General features: G+C 72.9%; 12 protein-coding genes. 5 read left to right on the top strand and 7 right to left on the bottom strand.

What is annotated here, in order from left to right; translation table 11 throughout:
• Nucleotides 1-151 precede the first annotated feature (151 nt).
• From G7Z13_RS32730 to G7Z13_RS32715, 4 genes are all read right to left on the bottom strand, one after another.
• Nucleotides 152-1,522 (bottom strand): GH1 family beta-glucosidase, encoded by a 1,371-nt coding sequence (locus G7Z13_RS32730; protein ID WP_166004315.1) that lies wholly within the window; start codon nucleotides 1,520-1,522, stop codon nucleotides 152-154.
• 125 nt (nucleotides 1,523-1,647) lie between these two features.
• A complete protein-coding gene (locus G7Z13_RS32725) occupies nucleotides 1,648-2,487 on the bottom strand; it encodes a carbohydrate ABC transporter permease (RefSeq protein ID WP_166005522.1) in 840 nt (279 codons plus the stop codon).
• Nucleotides 2,488-2,530: 43 nt separating this feature from the next.
• Nucleotides 2,531-3,523, bottom strand: coding sequence for a sugar ABC transporter permease (locus G7Z13_RS32720; protein ID WP_166004313.1), 993 nt, complete (start codon nucleotides 3,521-3,523; stop codon nucleotides 2,531-2,533).
• A gap of 5 nt (nucleotides 3,524-3,528) precedes the next feature.
• Nucleotides 3,529-4,845, bottom strand: coding sequence for a sugar ABC transporter substrate-binding protein (locus tag G7Z13_RS32715; RefSeq protein WP_166004311.1), 1,317 nt, complete (start codon nucleotides 4,843-4,845; stop codon nucleotides 3,529-3,531).
• 606 nt (nucleotides 4,846-5,451) lie between these two features.
• Between G7Z13_RS32715 and G7Z13_RS32710 the strand changes: the two genes are divergently transcribed.
• The 3 genes from G7Z13_RS32710 (at nucleotide 5,452) to G7Z13_RS32700 (ending at nucleotide 7,677) form a co-directional block, all read left to right on the top strand.
• The gene (locus tag G7Z13_RS32710) at nucleotides 5,452-5,748 is read left to right on the top strand and encodes a hypothetical protein (RefSeq protein WP_166004309.1); all 297 of its coding nucleotides are present in this window, start codon (nucleotides 5,452-5,454) and stop codon (nucleotides 5,746-5,748) included.
• A gap of 10 nt (nucleotides 5,749-5,758) precedes the next feature.
• Nucleotides 5,759-6,937, top strand: a complete 1,179-nt coding sequence (locus G7Z13_RS32705; protein ID WP_240926432.1) for an endonuclease/exonuclease/phosphatase family protein — start codon at nucleotides 5,759-5,761, stop codon at nucleotides 6,935-6,937.
• Between the two features lie 227 nt (nucleotides 6,938-7,164).
• Nucleotides 7,165-7,677, top strand: coding sequence for an N-acetyltransferase (locus tag G7Z13_RS32700; protein ID WP_166004307.1), 513 nt, complete (start codon nucleotides 7,165-7,167; stop codon nucleotides 7,675-7,677).
• 142 nt (nucleotides 7,678-7,819) lie between these two features.
• Here G7Z13_RS32700 and G7Z13_RS32695 read toward each other — a convergent pair whose 3' ends face one another.
• The gene (locus G7Z13_RS32695) at nucleotides 7,820-9,268 is read right to left on the bottom strand and encodes a cytochrome P450 (RefSeq protein WP_166004305.1); all 1,449 of its coding nucleotides are present in this window, start codon (nucleotides 9,266-9,268) and stop codon (nucleotides 7,820-7,822) included.
• 319 nt (nucleotides 9,269-9,587) lie between these two features.
• On the opposite strand from G7Z13_RS32695, the gene G7Z13_RS34180 reads away from it, so the two are divergent.
• Nucleotides 9,588-11,861 carry an endonuclease gene (locus G7Z13_RS34180; RefSeq protein WP_166004303.1) on the top strand — a complete coding sequence of 758 codons (2,274 nt, stop codon included), beginning with the start codon at nucleotides 9,588-9,590 and terminating at the stop codon, nucleotides 11,859-11,861.
• 101 nt (nucleotides 11,862-11,962) lie between these two features.
• On the opposite strand, the gene G7Z13_RS32685 is transcribed toward G7Z13_RS34180, so the two are convergent.
• Entirely contained in the window at nucleotides 11,963-12,427 is a 465-nt protein-coding gene (locus tag G7Z13_RS32685) for a Crp/Fnr family transcriptional regulator (RefSeq protein WP_166004301.1), read from the bottom strand.
• Nucleotides 12,428-12,910: 483 nt separating this feature from the next.
• On the opposite strand from G7Z13_RS32685, the gene G7Z13_RS32680 reads away from it, so the two are divergent.
• Complete coding sequence (locus G7Z13_RS32680; RefSeq protein ID WP_166004300.1) at nucleotides 12,911-14,137, top strand: globin domain-containing protein; 1,227 nt, start codon at nucleotides 12,911-12,913, stop codon at nucleotides 14,135-14,137.
• Nucleotides 14,138-14,222: 85 nt separating this feature from the next.
• Here G7Z13_RS32680 and G7Z13_RS32675 read toward each other — a convergent pair whose 3' ends face one another.
• Nucleotides 14,223-15,938 carry a GAF domain-containing sensor histidine kinase gene (locus G7Z13_RS32675; RefSeq protein ID WP_166004297.1) on the bottom strand — a complete coding sequence of 572 codons (1,716 nt, stop codon included), beginning with the start codon at nucleotides 15,936-15,938 and terminating at the stop codon, nucleotides 14,223-14,225.
• Nucleotides 15,939-15,960: the final 22 nt, after the last annotated feature.

Here is a 15,960-nt window from a genome sequence, read left to right as displayed (position 1 = left end):
GGTGAACGGTCAAGCATCCCGGCACACTTTTCTTTAGGCTTGCCTTAAGCCTTCGTTACCCTTTCGCCGCCGGTGGCAACGCGACCGACCCGCTGCCGTTGGTGCTGGTGGCAGCGGGTTACGGGAACGCGGGCGGCGGTGGCCCGCCCGATCAGGACACGGCCTCGCGGTGGGCGCGGATGATCTCCGCGTAGCGGCGGCCGCTGCTCTTGACGGTGCGCTTCTGCGTCGCGTAGTCGACGTGCACCAGGCCGAACCGCTTGTCGTAGCCGTACGCCCACTCGAAGTTGTCCAGCAGCGACCAGGCGTAGTACCCGGCCAGCGGGACGCCCTTGCGCAGGGCGCGGGCGCAGGCGGCGAGGTGGTCCTCCAGGTAGCGGATGCGCTCGGGGTCGTGGACCGTGCCGTCGGCGGCGACGGTGTCCGGGTAGGCGGAGCCGTTCTCGGTGACGAGGACGCGGCGCACGCCGTAGTCCTCGGTCAGCCGCAGCAGCATGCCCTCCAGGCCCGCCGCGTCGACCGGCCAGTCCATGCCGGAGCGCGGCACGCCGGGCACCTTGATCTCACGGGCGTAAGGCACGGGCCCGTCGGGGTCGTCGGCGACGACCGCCGGGAAGTAGTAGTTGAGGCCGTGCCAGTCGGTCGGGGTCGCCATCACCTCCAGGTCACCGGGGCGCTCGGGCAGCTCGACGCCGTACAGCTCGCGCATGTCGGCGGGGAAGCCGCGGCCGTAGACCGGGTCGAGCCACCAGCGGTTGGTGTGGCCGTCGAGGCGGACGGCCGCGGCCGCGTCCTCGGGGCGGGCGGAGGCCGGTTCGACGGTGGAGTGGTTGGTGACCAGGCCGATCCGTGCGCCGGGGGCGGCGGCGCGGACCGCCTGGACGGCCAGGCCGTGCGCGAGGAGCAGGTGGTAGGAGGCGTGGACGGCTGCGGTGAGGTCGGTCAGGCCGGGCGCCATCCGGCCCTCCAGGTGGCCGATCCAGCCGGAGCACAGCGGCTCGTTGAGCGTGGCCCACTGGGTGACCCGGTCGCCGAGCCGGCCGGCGACGGCGGAGGCGTAGGCGGCGAGGTGCTCGGCGGTGTCGCGCCGGGTCCAGCCGCCGCGGTCCTGGAGGGCCTGGGGCAGGTCCCAGTGGTAGAGGGTGACGGACGGGGTGATGCCGGCGGCGAGCAGGGCGTCGACGAGCCGGTCGTAGAAGTCGAGGCCCGCCGGGTTGACGGGGCCGTCGCCCGCGGGCACGACCCGGGGCCAGGCCACGGACATCCGGTAGCCGTTGGTGCCCAGTTCCTTCATCAGGGCGATGTCCTCGGGCCAGCGGTGGTAGTGGTCGCAGGCGATGTCGCCGTGGTCGTCGTTGTCCACCTTGCCGGGGGTGTGGCTGAAGGTGTCCCAGATGGACGGGGCGCGGCCGTCCTCGGCCACCGCGCCCTCGATCTGGTACGCGGATGTCGCGGTGCCCCAGGTGAAGTCGGCGGGGAACGCCGCCAGGTCGAGGGCGTGCGGGGCTGTGGATTCGGACACGGAGAACCTTTCGCGGAGGGAGGGATGCGGGAGGGAGTTCCGGGAGAGGGATGCGGGAGAGGTCGGGAGAGGGAGGAACGCGGGAGGCGGGTCAGGGCCGCTGCTCCGGGGCGGCGCCGCGCTCGCTACTTCACGGCGCCCGCGGTCAGACCGGTGACCAGATAGCGCTGCAGGAGCAGGAAGCCGGCGACGACGGGCACGCTCACGACGAGGGAGGCGGCCATGATCTGGTTCCAGTACACGTCGTTGAGCGTGGAGTAGCCCTGGAGGCCGACGGCGAGGGTGCGGGTGGTGTCGTTCGTCATGACGGAGGCGAACAGGACCTCGCCCCAGGCGGTCATGAAGGCGTAGACGGCGACCGCGACGATGCCGGGCACCGCCGCCGGGACGATCACCCGGAACAGCGCGCCGACCGGGCCGCACCCGTCGACCTTGGCGGCCTCGTCCAGGTCGCGCGGGATGGAGTCGAAGTAGCCGATGAGCATCCAGATGGAGAAGGGCAGCGAGAAGGTCAGATAGGTGAGGATCAGTCCGCCGCGCGAGCCGAACAGGGCGATACCGGTGGCGTTGCCGATGTTGACGTAGAGCAGGAACAGCGGCAGCAGGAAGAGGATGCCGGGGAACATCTGCGTCGAGAGCACGGTCACCGTGAAGACGCGCTTGCCGCGGAAGGAGTAGCGGCTGACGGCGTACGCCGCGAACACGGCGATGACGACCGAGCACACCGTCGCCGCGCCCGCCACGATCAGCGAGTTCACGAAGTACCGGGCGAGCGGGACCGTCGACCAGATGTCGATGTACGGACGGATCGTCAGTTCGCTGGGCAGCCAGCGGAACTGTCCCGAGACGTCCGCGAGCGGCTTGAGCGAGCTGGAGACCATGACGTACACCGGCAGGAGCACGAAGCCGGCGAGCACGGTGAGGAAGATCCGCCGGGTCCACAGGAACGAGCGGGGCGGCGCCATGGGCGACCTGCGGGTCCGCGCGGTGGCCGGGACGGTCGTCGGGCTAGGCATCGGCGGTCCTCCGTCCGCGTGAGGTGACGGCCAGGTAGCCGCCGGTCACGACCAGCAGGAACAGCAGCAGCAGGACGGACATCGCCGAGCCCGTGCCGAAGTTCCAGGTCACGAACGAGGCCTGGTAGATGTGCACCGAGATGAGGTCCGCGGCCTGCGGTGCGGCCTTGCCGAACAGGACGTACGGCGTGTTGAAGTCGTTGAACGTCCACAGGAACAGCACGAGCACCAACACCTGGTTGACGGGGCGCAGCGACGGCAGGGTGATGCGGCGGATCTGCTGCCACGTCCCGGCGCCGTCCAGCGCGGCCGCCTCGTACAGCTCCCGTGGGATGTTCTGCAGTCCGGCCATCACGATGAGGAAGGCGAACGGCCAGCCCTTCCACACCGAGACCGTCAGCAGCGCGAAGAAGCTGTTGTCGCCGATGAGCCAGAAGGACGGCTTGTCGGTGAGGCCCAGCTGGTCGTGCAGGACGTGGTTCACCAGGCCGTTGTCGTGCTGGAACATGAACACCCAGGTGATGACCGCGGTGTAGACGGGCAGCGCGTACGGCACGAGGAACAGCGCCCGCAGCAGGCCCCGGCCGCGGAAGGAGTCCTGCAGGCAGATGGCCGCGGCGGTGCCGATCAGCCAGCACAGGCCGACCGACAGCAGGGTGAAGGCCACGGTGACGAGGAAGGAGTGCAGCAGGGCCTCGCCGACCGGGGCGTCGAAGTCGACCGACACCGAGTAGTTGTCGAGGCCGGACCAGGGGGCGGCGCCCCAGTCGCGGATGTGGAACTGGGTGAGCTGCTTGAAGCTCATCACGATGCCGACGGCCATCGGCACCAGGTGGACGAGGAGTTCGAGAACCAGGGCGGGCAGCAGGAGCAGGTACGGCAGTCCGATGCGGCGGAGCCGCCCGGCGCGGCGGCGGGGAGTGCCCGGGGGCGCCGCACCGGGGGTGCTCTCGCGCACCGCCTGCTCGACGGTGGTGGTGGTCATCGCGCTCACTTCGCCGGCATCTGCTGCTGGGCCTTCTCCAGCTTCGCCTTCACCGACTCGGCGGTCACCGGACGGCCGGCGGCGGCGTCCGCGAACAGCTCCTTGACGGCCGTACCGACCGCCGTCTCGAACTGCGACTCGTCGGGCACCTGGGGCAGGGCGGCGGCGCTGCGCGCGAGGGTGTCCTTCAGGACGGTGTTCGCGGGGGTGTTGAAGGCGGGGTCGGACTGGGCGGCCTTGACCGGCGGGATGGAGCTGTAGGCCTTGTTGAGGATCCTCTGCTCCTCCTCGCTGGTCATGAACTTCACGAACTCGGTGGCACCGTCGAGGTTGTCGGTGTTCTTGAAGACGGCCAGGTTGATGCCGGCGACCATCGAGTTGACCTGGGTGCCGCCGCCCGGGGTGCCGGACTGCACGGGCACGGGGGCGATGCCGTAGGCGTCCTCGCTCATGCCCTGCGACGTGAGGTTGGCGGAGGCGGACTGCCACAGGAGCATCGCGGTGCGCCCCTTGGCGAAGTCGCTGACGGACTGGTTCTGCGCGTACTCGGCATTGCCCGCCGGGATGACCTTGTCCTCGGCCATCAGGCCGACGTACTGCTCGATGGCCTTGACCACACCGTCGTTGGTGAAGTCGGGCTTGCCGTCGGGGGTGAAGAACTCGGCGCCGTGCTGCTTGGCGAAGACGAAGACGTGGTGGATGTTCTCCGCGACGTTGGCGCCCTCGGCGCCGAGGACCTGCTTGCCCAGCTTCCGGATCTTCTTGCCGTCGGCGACGAGTTCGTCCCAGGTGGCGGGCGGCCGGGATATGCCGGCGTCGGCGAGGATCTTCTTGTTGTAGTAGAGGGCGTACGCCATCGAGTACAGCGGCACCGCCGCCGGGTCCTGTCCCGCCACGCCGGTCGAGCCGAGCGCGGAGTCGACGAAGCGGTCCTTGCCGCCGATCTTCGCGAAGTTCTTCTCGTCCCAGGGCAGCAACGCGCCGGTCGACTGGAGGGACGCCGACCAGGTGTTGCCGATGTTGAGGACGTCCGGGCCCTGGCCGGAGGTGGTGGCGGTGAGGATCCGGTTCAGCAGGTCCGACCAGGGCACGACCTCCAGCTCCACCTTGATGCCGGTCCGCTTCTCGAACTTGTCGAGTTCCGGCTGGAGGACCTTCTTGTCGATCTCGATGCTCGCGCCCTGGTTGGAGGCCCAGTACGTGAGGGTCTTCGGCGAGTCGTTGGAGCCCTCACCGGTCGCGCTGCCACCGCCGCAGGCCGTGGCGGTGAGCGCGAGGGACAAGGTGACGGCACCGGTGAGTGCGGCTCTGAGTCTGCGCATGCTCCTGGGACCCTTCCGGGGGAACGGCGTGGGGAACGGCACGGCGAGCGCCCCGCGACAGGTCGTCGTGCCGACTTAATTTATGGCGTGAGTTAATAGCCGCGCGGAGAGCGCGTCAAGGCCTTGGCGGCGGGTACGTCGCGCTCGCCGCATCCGCCCGACCGGGCGGTGCGCCGTCGGCGGGCGGCTGTACGGGCTGTGACCTGCGGTGCGAGTGCCGGGCGAGCGCCGTGGGAGTGCGGTGCGGGGTGTACAACGGTTGTGTTGCGGCGGGCGGTTCGGTCGTCCGACGGCGTCGGCGGCACCGCCGGTGGGCTCGGTGCGGGCTCGGTGCCGGCCCCCGGCCGTGCGGCACTTCCCGGCGCGCGCTCCGTTCCGGACTGCGTCCGTGCCAGTGCCCGTTCCCGTGCCCGCGCCCGCGCCCGTGTCCGTGTCCGTGCCCGTGTCCGTGTCCGTGGGGCAGCCGCCTGTCCCCCGGCGCTGTTTCGCAAGCCAGTTCACTCGCTACGTCGCAGGTGGCAGGCGCGGGGGCGCGCCCTCGGGCCCGGACGGATCGGCCCTCGTGTCGCGGCGGGGCGGGTCCCGTCATCCCCATAGGATCCGGGCGTGGCACACACCATCGACGAGCTCGTGGAGCTACAGCGGGCGGCCAACGCGGCCCAGGCCGAGATGCAGCGCATCAGGGACGCCTTCGGCAGACCGACCGAGGGCAGGTGGGCCGCCGAGCAGCACACCGAGTGGGAGACTGCCTGGCGGGCCTGGAGCGACCTCTCCCGCCAGGTGCAGCTGGCCATCACCGAGCACGCGGAGTCCGAGGGCCTGCCGCGCGGCACGGTCGAGGCGGAGGTCCAGCGCAGGGCCCGCCGCCCGGATCCCGGAGCGGGTGGGACCGACGGAGCGTAGACCGGCGGCGATGGAGCGGGGGGAGCGCACGGTGCGGTGGCGGGTTCGGGGTGACGGCGACGGGGCCGCGGGCGCACTGCGCGGCGGACCCGAGCACGTACGGCACAGCGGACCCACGCGCGTGCGGGACTCCGGAGCCGGGGACGCGCGGGCTCCCGGGACCAGCGACGCACGGGACAGCGGGACCGAGGACGCGCGGGACTCCGGGATCAAGGGCGCGCGAGACACCGGCACCCAGGCCGCGCCCGGCGGACCGTCGCTACGGGCGCGGGGCCGGGTCCTCGCCGCAGTCGCGGCGCTCCTCGCCGCCCTGCTGCTCCTGCACCGTGCGATACCCAACTCCCCCGGCCGCCTGGGCAGCCTGCTGGAGACGTTCCTGCCATGGCTCGGTGCGGTGGCCGCGGTCCTGTTCGCCCTCGCGTTGCTGCGCCGCTCGGTTCCCGCCCTGCTGGCGTCACTGGCACCGGTGGCGGCGTGGACGTATCTCTTCGGCGGGCTGCTGCTGCCCGGTGCCGAGGCGGACGGGTACGGCCTGCTCGTGGTGCAGCACAACGTCAGCGACGAGAACCCGGACCCGGCCGGCACCGCCCGCGCCCTGGCCCGTGCCCGGCCGGACCTGATCGCGCTGGAGGAGCTGGTCCCGCAGGCGTCGGCGGTCTACGAGCGGACTCTCGCCGCCCACTACCCGTTCCACGCCGTCCGGGGCACCGTCGGACTGTGGTCCCGTTATCCGCTGCGCGACGTCCGGACGCTGGACATCAAGCCCCGGCAGATCACGGAACCGTGGAACCGGGGACTGCGGGCCGTGGTGCGCGCCCCGCGCGGTGAACTCGCCGCATACGTCGCTCACCTGCCCTCGGTCCGCGTCGGGGCGGACGGCCTCGCGTCGGCGGCACGGGACGAGAGCGCCCGGCTGCTGGGCGCGGCCGTCGCCGCCGAGGAGCTGAGCACGGTGATCCTGCTCGGGGACCTCAACGGCACGGTCGAGGACCGCGGGCTCGCCCCGCTGACCACGCGGCTTGCCGAACCGCGCCGGGGCTTCGCCCTCAGCTATCCGGCCGCCTTCCCGCTGGTCCGCATCGACCATGTCATGGCCCGCTCGGCGAGCGTCGGGCGGATCCGTACGCTGCCCGCCACCGGCAGCGACCACCGGCCGGTGGCGGTCCGCGTGAAACCGCTTGGCACCTGAGGCGACGGTCTGTACGGTGGGGCCGTTCGTGTCGATCAGGGTGACGAGACGTGAAGAGACGGCGGGAGGTGAGGCGGATGACCGGGTACGAGGCCACCGCGTCCGGCGTCCGGGTTTACCTCACGTCCCGGGTCGTGGCCTGACCCGCCCTGTCCGTCCTCGCCGGGAGCGTGAGCTCGCGAGGACCCCTCACACGAACACTTCTACGGAACGGATCCGTATCTGTCATGAGCGACACCTGGATCACGCGCGCCGAGGCACCCGGCGACGCCGCCGCCATCCGTGAGGTCCTCCTCGCCGCCTTCCCCACGGCGGAGGAGGCGGACCTGGTCGACGCCCTGCGCGCCGACCCGGACGCGTGGATCGACGGACTGTCCGTCGTCGCCGCGGACGAGAGCGGCCGGATCGCCGGCCACGCGCTGCTGACCCGCTGTCACATCGGTGAGGTCCCGGCGCTGGCCCTGGCCCCGTGCGCCGTACGGCCGGAGCGGCAGCGCACCGGTGCCGGCTCGGCGGCCGTCCGCACCGCCCTGCGCGCGGCCACGGACAGGGGCGAGCGCTACGTCGTCGTCCTCGGTCACCCCGGCTACTACCCGAGGTTCGGCTTCACCCGTGCCTCCGTGCACGGGATCCGGCTGAGCATCGACGTGCCGGACGAGGCGCTGATGGCGCTCGCCCTGGACGCCGCGCATCCGCTGCCGGGCGGCACCGTCCGCTACGCCGCTGCCTTCGGCATCTGACCGCCCGCCGGGCGGGGACACTCCGGTGCCCCGCCCGGCACGCGCTCACCGTGTGCCGACCGCCTCGGCCGCAACGCCGCGCAGCCGGTCCTGAACCACTCCGCCGACCGCCCTGGGACCCGCCGCGGCCCCGTACTCGTACTCAGCCCGCGGCCACCGGCCGCTCGCCACCGCCCGGCCGCGCGGTCCCGCCCTTCGTGTCCGCGTGGAACCTCAGCGCCAGGTCGTCCGGCTTGACGGTGACCACGGCCTGCGGGCGGGGTGCGCGGGAGGCGAGGGTGATGCGCGGCCAGGTCTGGAGGACGGTCGCGAGGATGATCTGAAGTTCGGCCCAGGCGAAGTTCTCGCCGATGCACTTGCGGCGGCCGTCGCCGAAGGCGAGGAACGATCCGCGGGTGGCCTGGACGCGTTCGGGGGTCCAGCGGTCCGGGTCGAAGGTGTCCGCGCCGGGGAAGTGGGCCGGGTCGTGCTGGTGGAGGTAGGGGCTCCACACGACGTCGGCGCCGGCGGGGATGCGGTGCCCGCCCAGGTCCATGTCCCGGACCGCGGTGCGGGTCACCATCCAGGCGGGCCCGTACTTGCGGATGGCCTCCTGCAACACCCGCCGCGCGTACGGGAGTTGTTCTACGTCCTCGTGGCGCAGGGGCCGGTCCTGGCAGACGGCGGCGAGTTCGGCGCGCAGCCGTCGCTCGACCTCGGGGTGGCGGGTGATCTCGTACAGGGTCCAGGCGAGTGTCGTCCCGGTCGTCTCGATCGCGCCGGTGAGCAGGGTGATCGCCTCGTCCTGCAGCTGCTGCCGGGTCAGCGGCTCCTCGGCGTTGAGGAGCGTGCTGAACAGACCGTCCGCCGCACCCGATCCGGCCGCCGCCGCGTGCGGGCAGCCGGCCGCCGCAGCGGCGTCCTCCGTGCGGTCCGGGTGCCGCGCCGAGCGGTGGTCGATGGCCTGGTCGATGAGGGCGCGCAGGCGGGCGACGCGGCGGGCGTGGGCGCGGTGGGCGGGCAGGGGCAGCCGGGTGATCCAGGACGGCAGGACGGTCTGGCGGATGGTGCCCTTCATGATGGCGGGCATCAGGGCGGTGAACTCGGTGCGCAGGCGCGGCGGAAGGTCCGTGCCGAACAGCGCGACGAGGAACGCGGCGAGGGTGATGTCGTTCATGTCCGCGTAGACGTCGCGGGGCTGGTCTGCGGGCCAGGCGGCGACCATCTCGCGGACCTGGGCGATCATCGCCTCGCCGCGGGTGGCGATGTGCGCCTTGTTGAACATGGGCTGCATCAGGCGGCGGTTGCGCAGGTGGGTGTCGCCGTCGGCGACCGTGGCCAGCCCGTCGCCGAAGAACACCCGCAGCGCGTCGATGATCTTGCCGCCCTTGGTGTAGTGGGCGGCGTCGGTGACGAGGACGCGGCGGGTGAGCGCGGGGTCGGTGACGACGTAGGCGGGTGTGGGGCCTATGTGGATGCGGACCACGCTGCCGTACTCGCGCAGTGAGGTCATGAACGGCAGTGGCGTGCGGGCGAGATGGTGGGCGTGGCCGATCAGGGGGAGGCCGCCCGGCGCGGTCGGTGTGGGGATGGGTGTGGCCTGGGTGCTCACTGTGTCCGGCGCTCCTGGTGTGAGGCTTGGGGGGGGAGGTGCGGCCGATGCATTCCCAAGATCCACCACGGCGATGCGGCCCCACAGTGATCACTGCGTCACACCGCCGCCTCTTTTGCGGGCATATCCCACATCTGCAAGCATCGAAACAGACAACCTGTACGACCATCAGCGCGCGGTCCGCCATCCGCGCGCCCCACGGCAGACCCGACGCCTTCGGCGGACCCGAGGCCTTCACCGGACGCCGTCCCGCCTGTCCCCCGAAGAACCGTGTCCCACGGACACGACCGCCACATCACAGCAGGCCAGGAGGCGGATCATGGCCACGGCGGAACTCGCTGCCGAACGAGAGTCGGCCTATCTGTCGCAACTGACGATGGCCGCGGCGCGCTATGCGAACCGCACCGAGCAGCGGGAGCGGAACCAGTCCGTTCTCGAGACGCGGGGCGTGCTCTACGCGGACACCCCCGAGCGGGTCGAGAGGCGGCTGGCGCGGCTGGGCGCCGACTGGTCGCTGGCGCGGGCCATCGAGCTGACGCCGACGGAACCGGCCGCCACGGCGGGCAGCACCCTGCAGCTGCCTCCGGAGACCTTCACCAGTGAGGTGCTGGGGCTGGAGCGGCTCATCGGGCGCAACAACCTGACACCCGTCGCGTTCCTGGAGGCCGGTGTCGAGGTCTCCCGGTCGGTCGGCCGGGTCACCATCAGCGGGCCGGGCGGCGGTCACGGCACCGGCTTCATGGTGTCGCCGTCCCTGCTGCTGACCAACAACCACGTGCTGCGCGGGGCGCCGGAGGCGAGCCGCAGCAAGGTGGCGTTCGCGTTCCAGGACTGCGCCGACGGCAGCCCGCTGGTGCCGGCGGTCTTCCCGCTGGAACCGCACCGGTTCTTCGTCACCGACCGGGCGCTGGACTTCAGTGTCGTGGCGGTCGCTTCGCGCGGGGCGCAGGGCGAGGCGCTGTCCTCGTTCGGCTGGCTGGCCGTCACCGCGACCCAGGGCAAGCTCGTCATCGGGGAGTTCGTCAACATCATCCAGCACCCGAGGGGCGAGCCCAAGCAGATCGCGCTGCGCGACAACCAGGTCGTCGACGTGCTGGAGCGGTTCCTGCACTACGAGTCCGACACCCGTGAGGGCTCGTCGGGTTCTCCCGTCTTCAACGACCAGTGGGAGGTCGTCGCGCTGCACCACTCGGCCGTCCCGAAGACGGACGCCGAGGGCCGGCCGCTGAGCGTCGACGGCACGGTGTGGCGCCCGGAGATGGGCGAGCAGCAGGTGGCGTGGCGGGCCAACGAGGGGGTGCGGATCAGCCGTGTCCTGGAGGCGCTGCACAAGGTGCCGCTGACCGGTGAGGCGGCCCGGCTGCGGGACGAGGTGTTCACCGCCGGGCTCACCGCCTCCCCCGTGACGGCCGCCCCGTCCGCGGCCGCCGGGTCCCTGCCCGCCGCGCCCGGGGCCGCGGCGTCCGCGTCCGCCGTCCCGCTGACGACCGCCCTCGCGGTCACCGACGGGGCACAGGCCGGGTCGCAGGAGCGGGCCCGTACGGCCGACGGCACCGTCCAGGTCACGCTCCCGCTGCGGATCACCGTCGGCTTCGACGCCTCCTCGTCCCCGCCGGCCACCCTCCTCGCCGCGCTGCCCGCGGCGGCACCGGCGCCGGCCGCGCCCCCGCCCCTCTCGTCGTTCCCGTCGTTCCCGCCGTCCCCGGCCGGGCCGCCGGACATCGCGTCGTCCGTCGACAGGAGCGCGGAGACGGCCCTCCTCAACCACCGGCTCACACAGGAACGCCCCTACTACGACGGTCCCGCGGACGCCGCCGCCCGCGAGGCGTACTACGGGGACGTCCACACCGGTGGCGGGGACGCGCTGCGCCGGGCGCTGACCGAACTGCTGACGGACACGCACACCCCCCGGCCCCGCTACGACCCGACGAAGCTGGTGTATCCCTGGGTCGACCTGCACAAGGACCGCAAGCTGCGCAGCATCTACTCCGGGCGGACCTTCACCGCCGAGGAACTCATACGCGCCGACGCGGCCGTCGCGAAGGCCCGCCTCGCCCGCGTACGGGAGCTGCTGCTCCAGGAGAGCACCGCGGGACCGGCCGAGTTCGCGGCGGAGTTCGACGCGCTGGAGAAGTCGATGCCGTTCAACTGCGAGCACGTGGTGCCGCAGTCGTGGTTCGCCCACCGCGAGCCGATGCGGGGCGACCTGCACCATCTGTTCGCCTGCGAGGTGGGCTGCAACAGCTTCCGGGGCAACTTCCCCTACGTCGACTTCCCCGACTTCATGGAAGCGGTCCGGGACGACTGCGGGATGCGTGAGGACGTGGGGTTCGAGCCCGAGCAGGGCAAGGGCGCTGCCGCGCGCGCCACGCTGTACTTTCTGCTGCGCTATCCGCGCGAGGTCGGCGACGCCGTACGCGAGTTCCCGAAGGAGCGGCTGCCCGTCCTGCTGCGCTGGCACGAGAGCGAGGCCGTCACCGAGTACGAGCGGCACCGCAACGCGGCGATCGCCCAGCTCCAGGGCAACCGGAACCCGCTGATCGACCACCCCGAATGGGCCCGCGAGATCGACTTCTCCGGCGTCTGGCCCTGACACCGCTCCGGCACGGCGTGCGCCGGAGCGTTGCGGCGGCGGGCACCACGGGCGCTCCTGGACCGGGCGGGACGGCACCTGGACCGGGCGGGACGGCCCGGTCATCCGGGGATGCCGCTGCCGTAGGGGGCGTACAGGTCGAGCAGGCGGGTGCGGGCCGCGTGGAGGCGGTGGACGAGCACCAGGCCGACCCAGCGCGCGACCGCCTCCGCGAACCGCGGGTCGTCGCGGAACAGCTCACGGACGGCCCCCGCGTCGAACTCCCAGGCGCGCACCGGGGTCACCGCCTCGGCGCCCAGGTGCCAGACGCGCGGCGAGAACAGCCAGGACGAGCCGACGAGGTCACCGAACCCGAGGGTCTCGATGACGGCGGGGCGGCGGCCCGGGATCCGGACGTCGAGGGCGACGGTCCCGGTGCGCACGATCCAGAAGCGGTCGGCCCGTTCGCCCTCGTCGAACAGCCGGCCGCCCTGCGGGAACGTCACCTCGCGGGCGAGGCTCATCAGCGTGCCCCGGTGTTCGGCGGGCAGGGACCGGGTCATGCGGGGCGTGGTCGTGGTGGTCATGACTGCACCTCCTCGTGCGGCGTCCGGAGCCCCGGACTCACCGCTTACGGCACCTGACCCCAGCCTCGCGCCCGGGGGCGCGGCCGCCTTGGGCCGAGCGGCCCTGAGTGGCCCGCCGTTGGGTCCGGCGTTGAGCCCTGCGGCGGACCGGCGGGCCGACCACCGGCCCGGATCACCCCCGCCCTCCCACGCCGTCCGCCTCGCCACCCGCCCCCGGCCCTCCGGCCCCTCCCGGTCCTGGCCACGAGGCCGTTCGCTCGGCGAGCGCCCTTCCGTCCCGGGAGCCTGGTCCGGTCGGCCCCCGGTCATGGGGCCGAAGGTCCCCTTCTCCGGGGCCGCTGGTCCCGTGTTGCCCCTCCGGGCCCCGCAGTCCCCCGGAATGGTCGGATGCCGTTGCTATACAGAGGCGGTCGCCGCTCGCTCGCGGCGGCCGTCCCCTGTCTTTCCCGTCCCATCCCGTCCCGTCCCGTCCAGGGAGGCTTCATGCTGTCCGCAGAGTCCGCCGCCGTCCTACGCGCCACCCTGCCCGCCGTGGCCGGTGCGCTCGACGAGATCACCGAGCGCTTCTACGGGGCGATGTTCCGCGACCGCCCGGAGCTGCTGGACGGCATGTTCAACCGCGGCAACCAGGCCTCCGGCAGCCAGCGCCGGGCGCTGGCCGGAGCGGTGGCGGGTTTCGCGAGCGCGCTGCTGGCGGACCCCGGTGCCCGGCCCGACGCCCTGCTGGAGCGGATCGCCCACAAGCACACCGCGGTCGGGGTGACCGAGGACCAGTACACGGTCGTCCACAAGTATCTGTTCGGCGCGATCGCCGAGGTGCTGGGCGACGCGGTGACGCCGGAGGTGGCCGCGGCCTGGGACGAGGTGTACTGGCTGATGGCGGGTGCGCTGATCGCCCGGGAAGCGCGGCTCTACCAGGCCGCGGGGGTGGCGCCGGGTGAGATCTGGCGGCCGTGGACGGTCGTGGACCGCCGCGTGGAGACCCCCGACGTGGTGTCGTTCCTGCTGCGGCCCGCCGACGGCGAGCCCGCGCCGGCCGCCCGCGCGGGGCAGTACGTGAGTGTGCGCGCGACCATGCCGGACGGGGTGCGTCAGCTGCGCCAGTACAGCCTGTCCTGCGACCCCGGGGGCCAGTTGCGCCGTATCACCGTCAAGCGGGTCGCGGGCGTCGACGGCGCGCCCGAGGGAGAGGTGTCGAACCTGCTGCACCGGACCGTGCGGGTGGGGGACGAACTGACGCTGTCCGCGCCCTCCGGCGACATCGTCCTGGACGCGGACGACACTCCGCTCGTCCTGGTCTCGGCGGGCATCGGCTGCACTCCCCTGGTCGGAATGCTCGACCGGCTCGCGGCGACCGGCTCGGACCGCCCCGTCCTGGTCCTGCACGCGGACCGCTCCCCCGAGGACCACGCCCTGCGCGCGGAGACCCGCCGGCTGGCCGATCGTCTGCCCCACGCGCAGACCGTCTTCTGGTACGAGCGCCCCGGCCCGGCCGAACCCGAGACCCGCGCCGGTCTGATGGACCTCTCCGAGGTGACGGTCCCCGCGGACGCCACCGTCTACCTGTGCGGTCCGCTGCCCTTCATGCGGTCCGTGCGGACGGCGCTGCTGGAGCGGGGGGTGCCGGCCCGGCGCGTGCGCTACGAGGTGTTCGGCCCGGACCTGTGGCAGGCGGACGCGGCCGATACGGCGGAGGCGGGCGCGGCCTGACACGGCCGTGGGCACGCCGCCCCGCCGCCCCACCGCTCCGTCGGCCCGTCGGCCCGCGCCCGGCGACCCGCCGCAGGCCCGCGGCTCAGGGCGTCAGCGGCACCCGCCACACCAGCCTGGTGCCGCCGGACGGCGGTGTCGTCCAGGTCAGTTCGCCGCCCAGGTGCTCGGCCCGCTCCGCCATGTTGCGCAGGCCGCTGCGCCGGCCTTCGGGCGGGATGCCCACGCCGTTGTCGGTGACCTCCAGGCGCAGTTCGCGGCCGTCGGTGGCGAGGACGACGTCGGCGCGGCCGGCGTGGGCGTGACGGGCGACGTTGGCGAGGGCCTCGGAGAGGACGGCGACGGCGTGGTCGGCGGTCTCCTTGGGGACGCGGGTGTCGAGCAGGCCGTCCATGCGGAGGCCGGGCGCGAAGCCGAGGACCGGGGCGGCCTCCCCGGCCACGCGGACCGCGCGGGCACGCAGGCCGGTTCCGGCGCCGGTCTCCCGGGTGCGCAGTCCGAAGATCGTGGAGCGGATGATCTTTATGGTCTCGTCGAGGTCGTCCACCGCACGCGTCACGCGCTCGGCGGCCCCGGGGTGCTCGATGAACCGGCCCGCGCTCTGCAGGGTCATCCCGGTGGCGAACAGCCGCTGGATCGCCAGGTCGTGCAGGTCGCGGGCGATCCGGTCGCGGTCCTGGAGCACCGCGATCCGCTCGGCGTCGCGGCGCCGCTCGGCCAGCTCCATGGCGACCGCCGCCTGGCCGGCGAACGACCGCAGCGGCTCGGTCTGCTGCTCGGTGAACAGCGCCTGGCCGGCTTCCCGCACCAGCAGCACCACACCGCGTACGCCGTCGCCGCCGCCGATCGGCACCGCGGCGGCGGGTCCCAGGCCGGCGAACCTGGGCGGGCCGGCCGAGACCCGCTCGTCCCGGGTGATGTCCGCGCTGGTGACGGTCGTGGCCCCGGCGAAGGCCCGGCCGATGAGGCTGGCGCGCACGGGCAGCACCAGCCCCTGATGGACCTCCGCCTCCGGGCCGAAGGCCAGTTCCACGGTGAGGGAGTCGCCGTCGTCCAGGGGCACCGCGACCACCGCGAGGGCCGCTCCGGTGATCTCCCGGGCCCGCTCGGCGATCAGGCCGAGCACCGCGCCGCGGTCGCTGCCGGACAGAATGCTGTGGGTGATCTCCGCGCTGGCGCGCAGCCAGCGTTCCCGCAGCCGGGACTCCTCGTACAGGCGGGCGTTGTCGATGGCCACACCGGCCGCCACGGCCAGGGTGGACAGCACCGACTCGTCCTCCTCGTCGAACTGCGCGCCGCCCCGTTTCTCGGTCAGGTAGAGATTGCCGAAGACCTGGTCGCGCACCCGGATCGGGACGCCGAGGAAGGTGTTCATCGGCGGGTGGCGGGGCGGCAGGCCGTACGAGGCGGGGTGCTCGGAGATCTTCGCCAGCCGCAGCGGCTGGGGGTGGCGGATCAGCTCGCCGAGGATGCCGTGGCCCTCGGGGAAGTTGCCGATCTCGGTGATCTGCTCGTCGGTGACGCCGACGGTGTGGAAGTCGGACAGCCGCCTGCCGTCGGGGCCGATGACGCCGAGGGCCGCGTACCGGGCGTCGACCAGTGCGGCGGCGGCCTCCACGATGCTGCGCAGGACCTGTTCCAGGTCCAGTTCACGGCCGACCGAGAGGACGGCTTCCAGCAGGCTGTGCACCCGGTCGCGGGTGCCGCGCGCGGCGTCGAGCCGGGCCTGCACCTCCTCCAGCAGCTCGTCCAGGCGCAGCTGGGGAAGCCTTATGCGTGCCTCTCGGGACTCCGCGTCCACCGGTGTCGACCTCCCAGGCCGT

It is taken from the genome of Streptomyces sp. JB150, from assembly GCF_011193355.1.
GTDB lineage: Bacteria > Actinomycetota > Actinomycetes > Streptomycetales > Streptomycetaceae > Streptomyces.
Note: the sequence above shows the minus strand (reverse complement) of the source record. Positions and strands in the feature narration are given on the sequence as shown.

What these genes read in the sequence shown, in the direction of transcription:
- G7Z13_RS32725 (WP_166005522.1), bottom strand. Translation starts at nt 2,487, where the DNA reads ATGGCGCCGCCCCGCTCGTTCCTGTGGACCCGGCGGATCTTCCTCACC.
- G7Z13_RS32720 (WP_166004313.1), bottom strand. Translation starts at nt 3,523, where the DNA reads ATGACCACCACCACCGTCGAGCAGGCGGTGCGCGAGAGCACCCCCGGT.
- G7Z13_RS32715 (WP_166004311.1), bottom strand. Translation starts at nt 4,845, where the DNA reads ATGCGCAGACTCAGAGCCGCACTCACCGGTGCCGTCACCTTGTCCCTC.
- G7Z13_RS32705 (WP_240926432.1), top strand. Translation starts at nt 5,759, where the DNA reads ATGGAGCGGGGGGAGCGCACGGTGCGGTGGCGGGTTCGGGGTGACGGC.
- G7Z13_RS32700 (WP_166004307.1), top strand. Translation starts at nt 7,165, where the DNA reads ATGAGCGACACCTGGATCACGCGCGCCGAGGCACCCGGCGACGCCGCC.
- G7Z13_RS34180 (WP_166004303.1), top strand. Translation starts at nt 9,588, where the DNA reads ATGGCCACGGCGGAACTCGCTGCCGAACGAGAGTCGGCCTATCTGTCG.
- G7Z13_RS32685 (WP_166004301.1), bottom strand. Translation starts at nt 12,427, where the DNA reads ATGACCACCACGACCACGCCCCGCATGACCCGGTCCCTGCCCGCCGAA.
- G7Z13_RS32680 (WP_166004300.1), top strand. Translation starts at nt 12,911, where the DNA reads ATGCTGTCCGCAGAGTCCGCCGCCGTCCTACGCGCCACCCTGCCCGCC.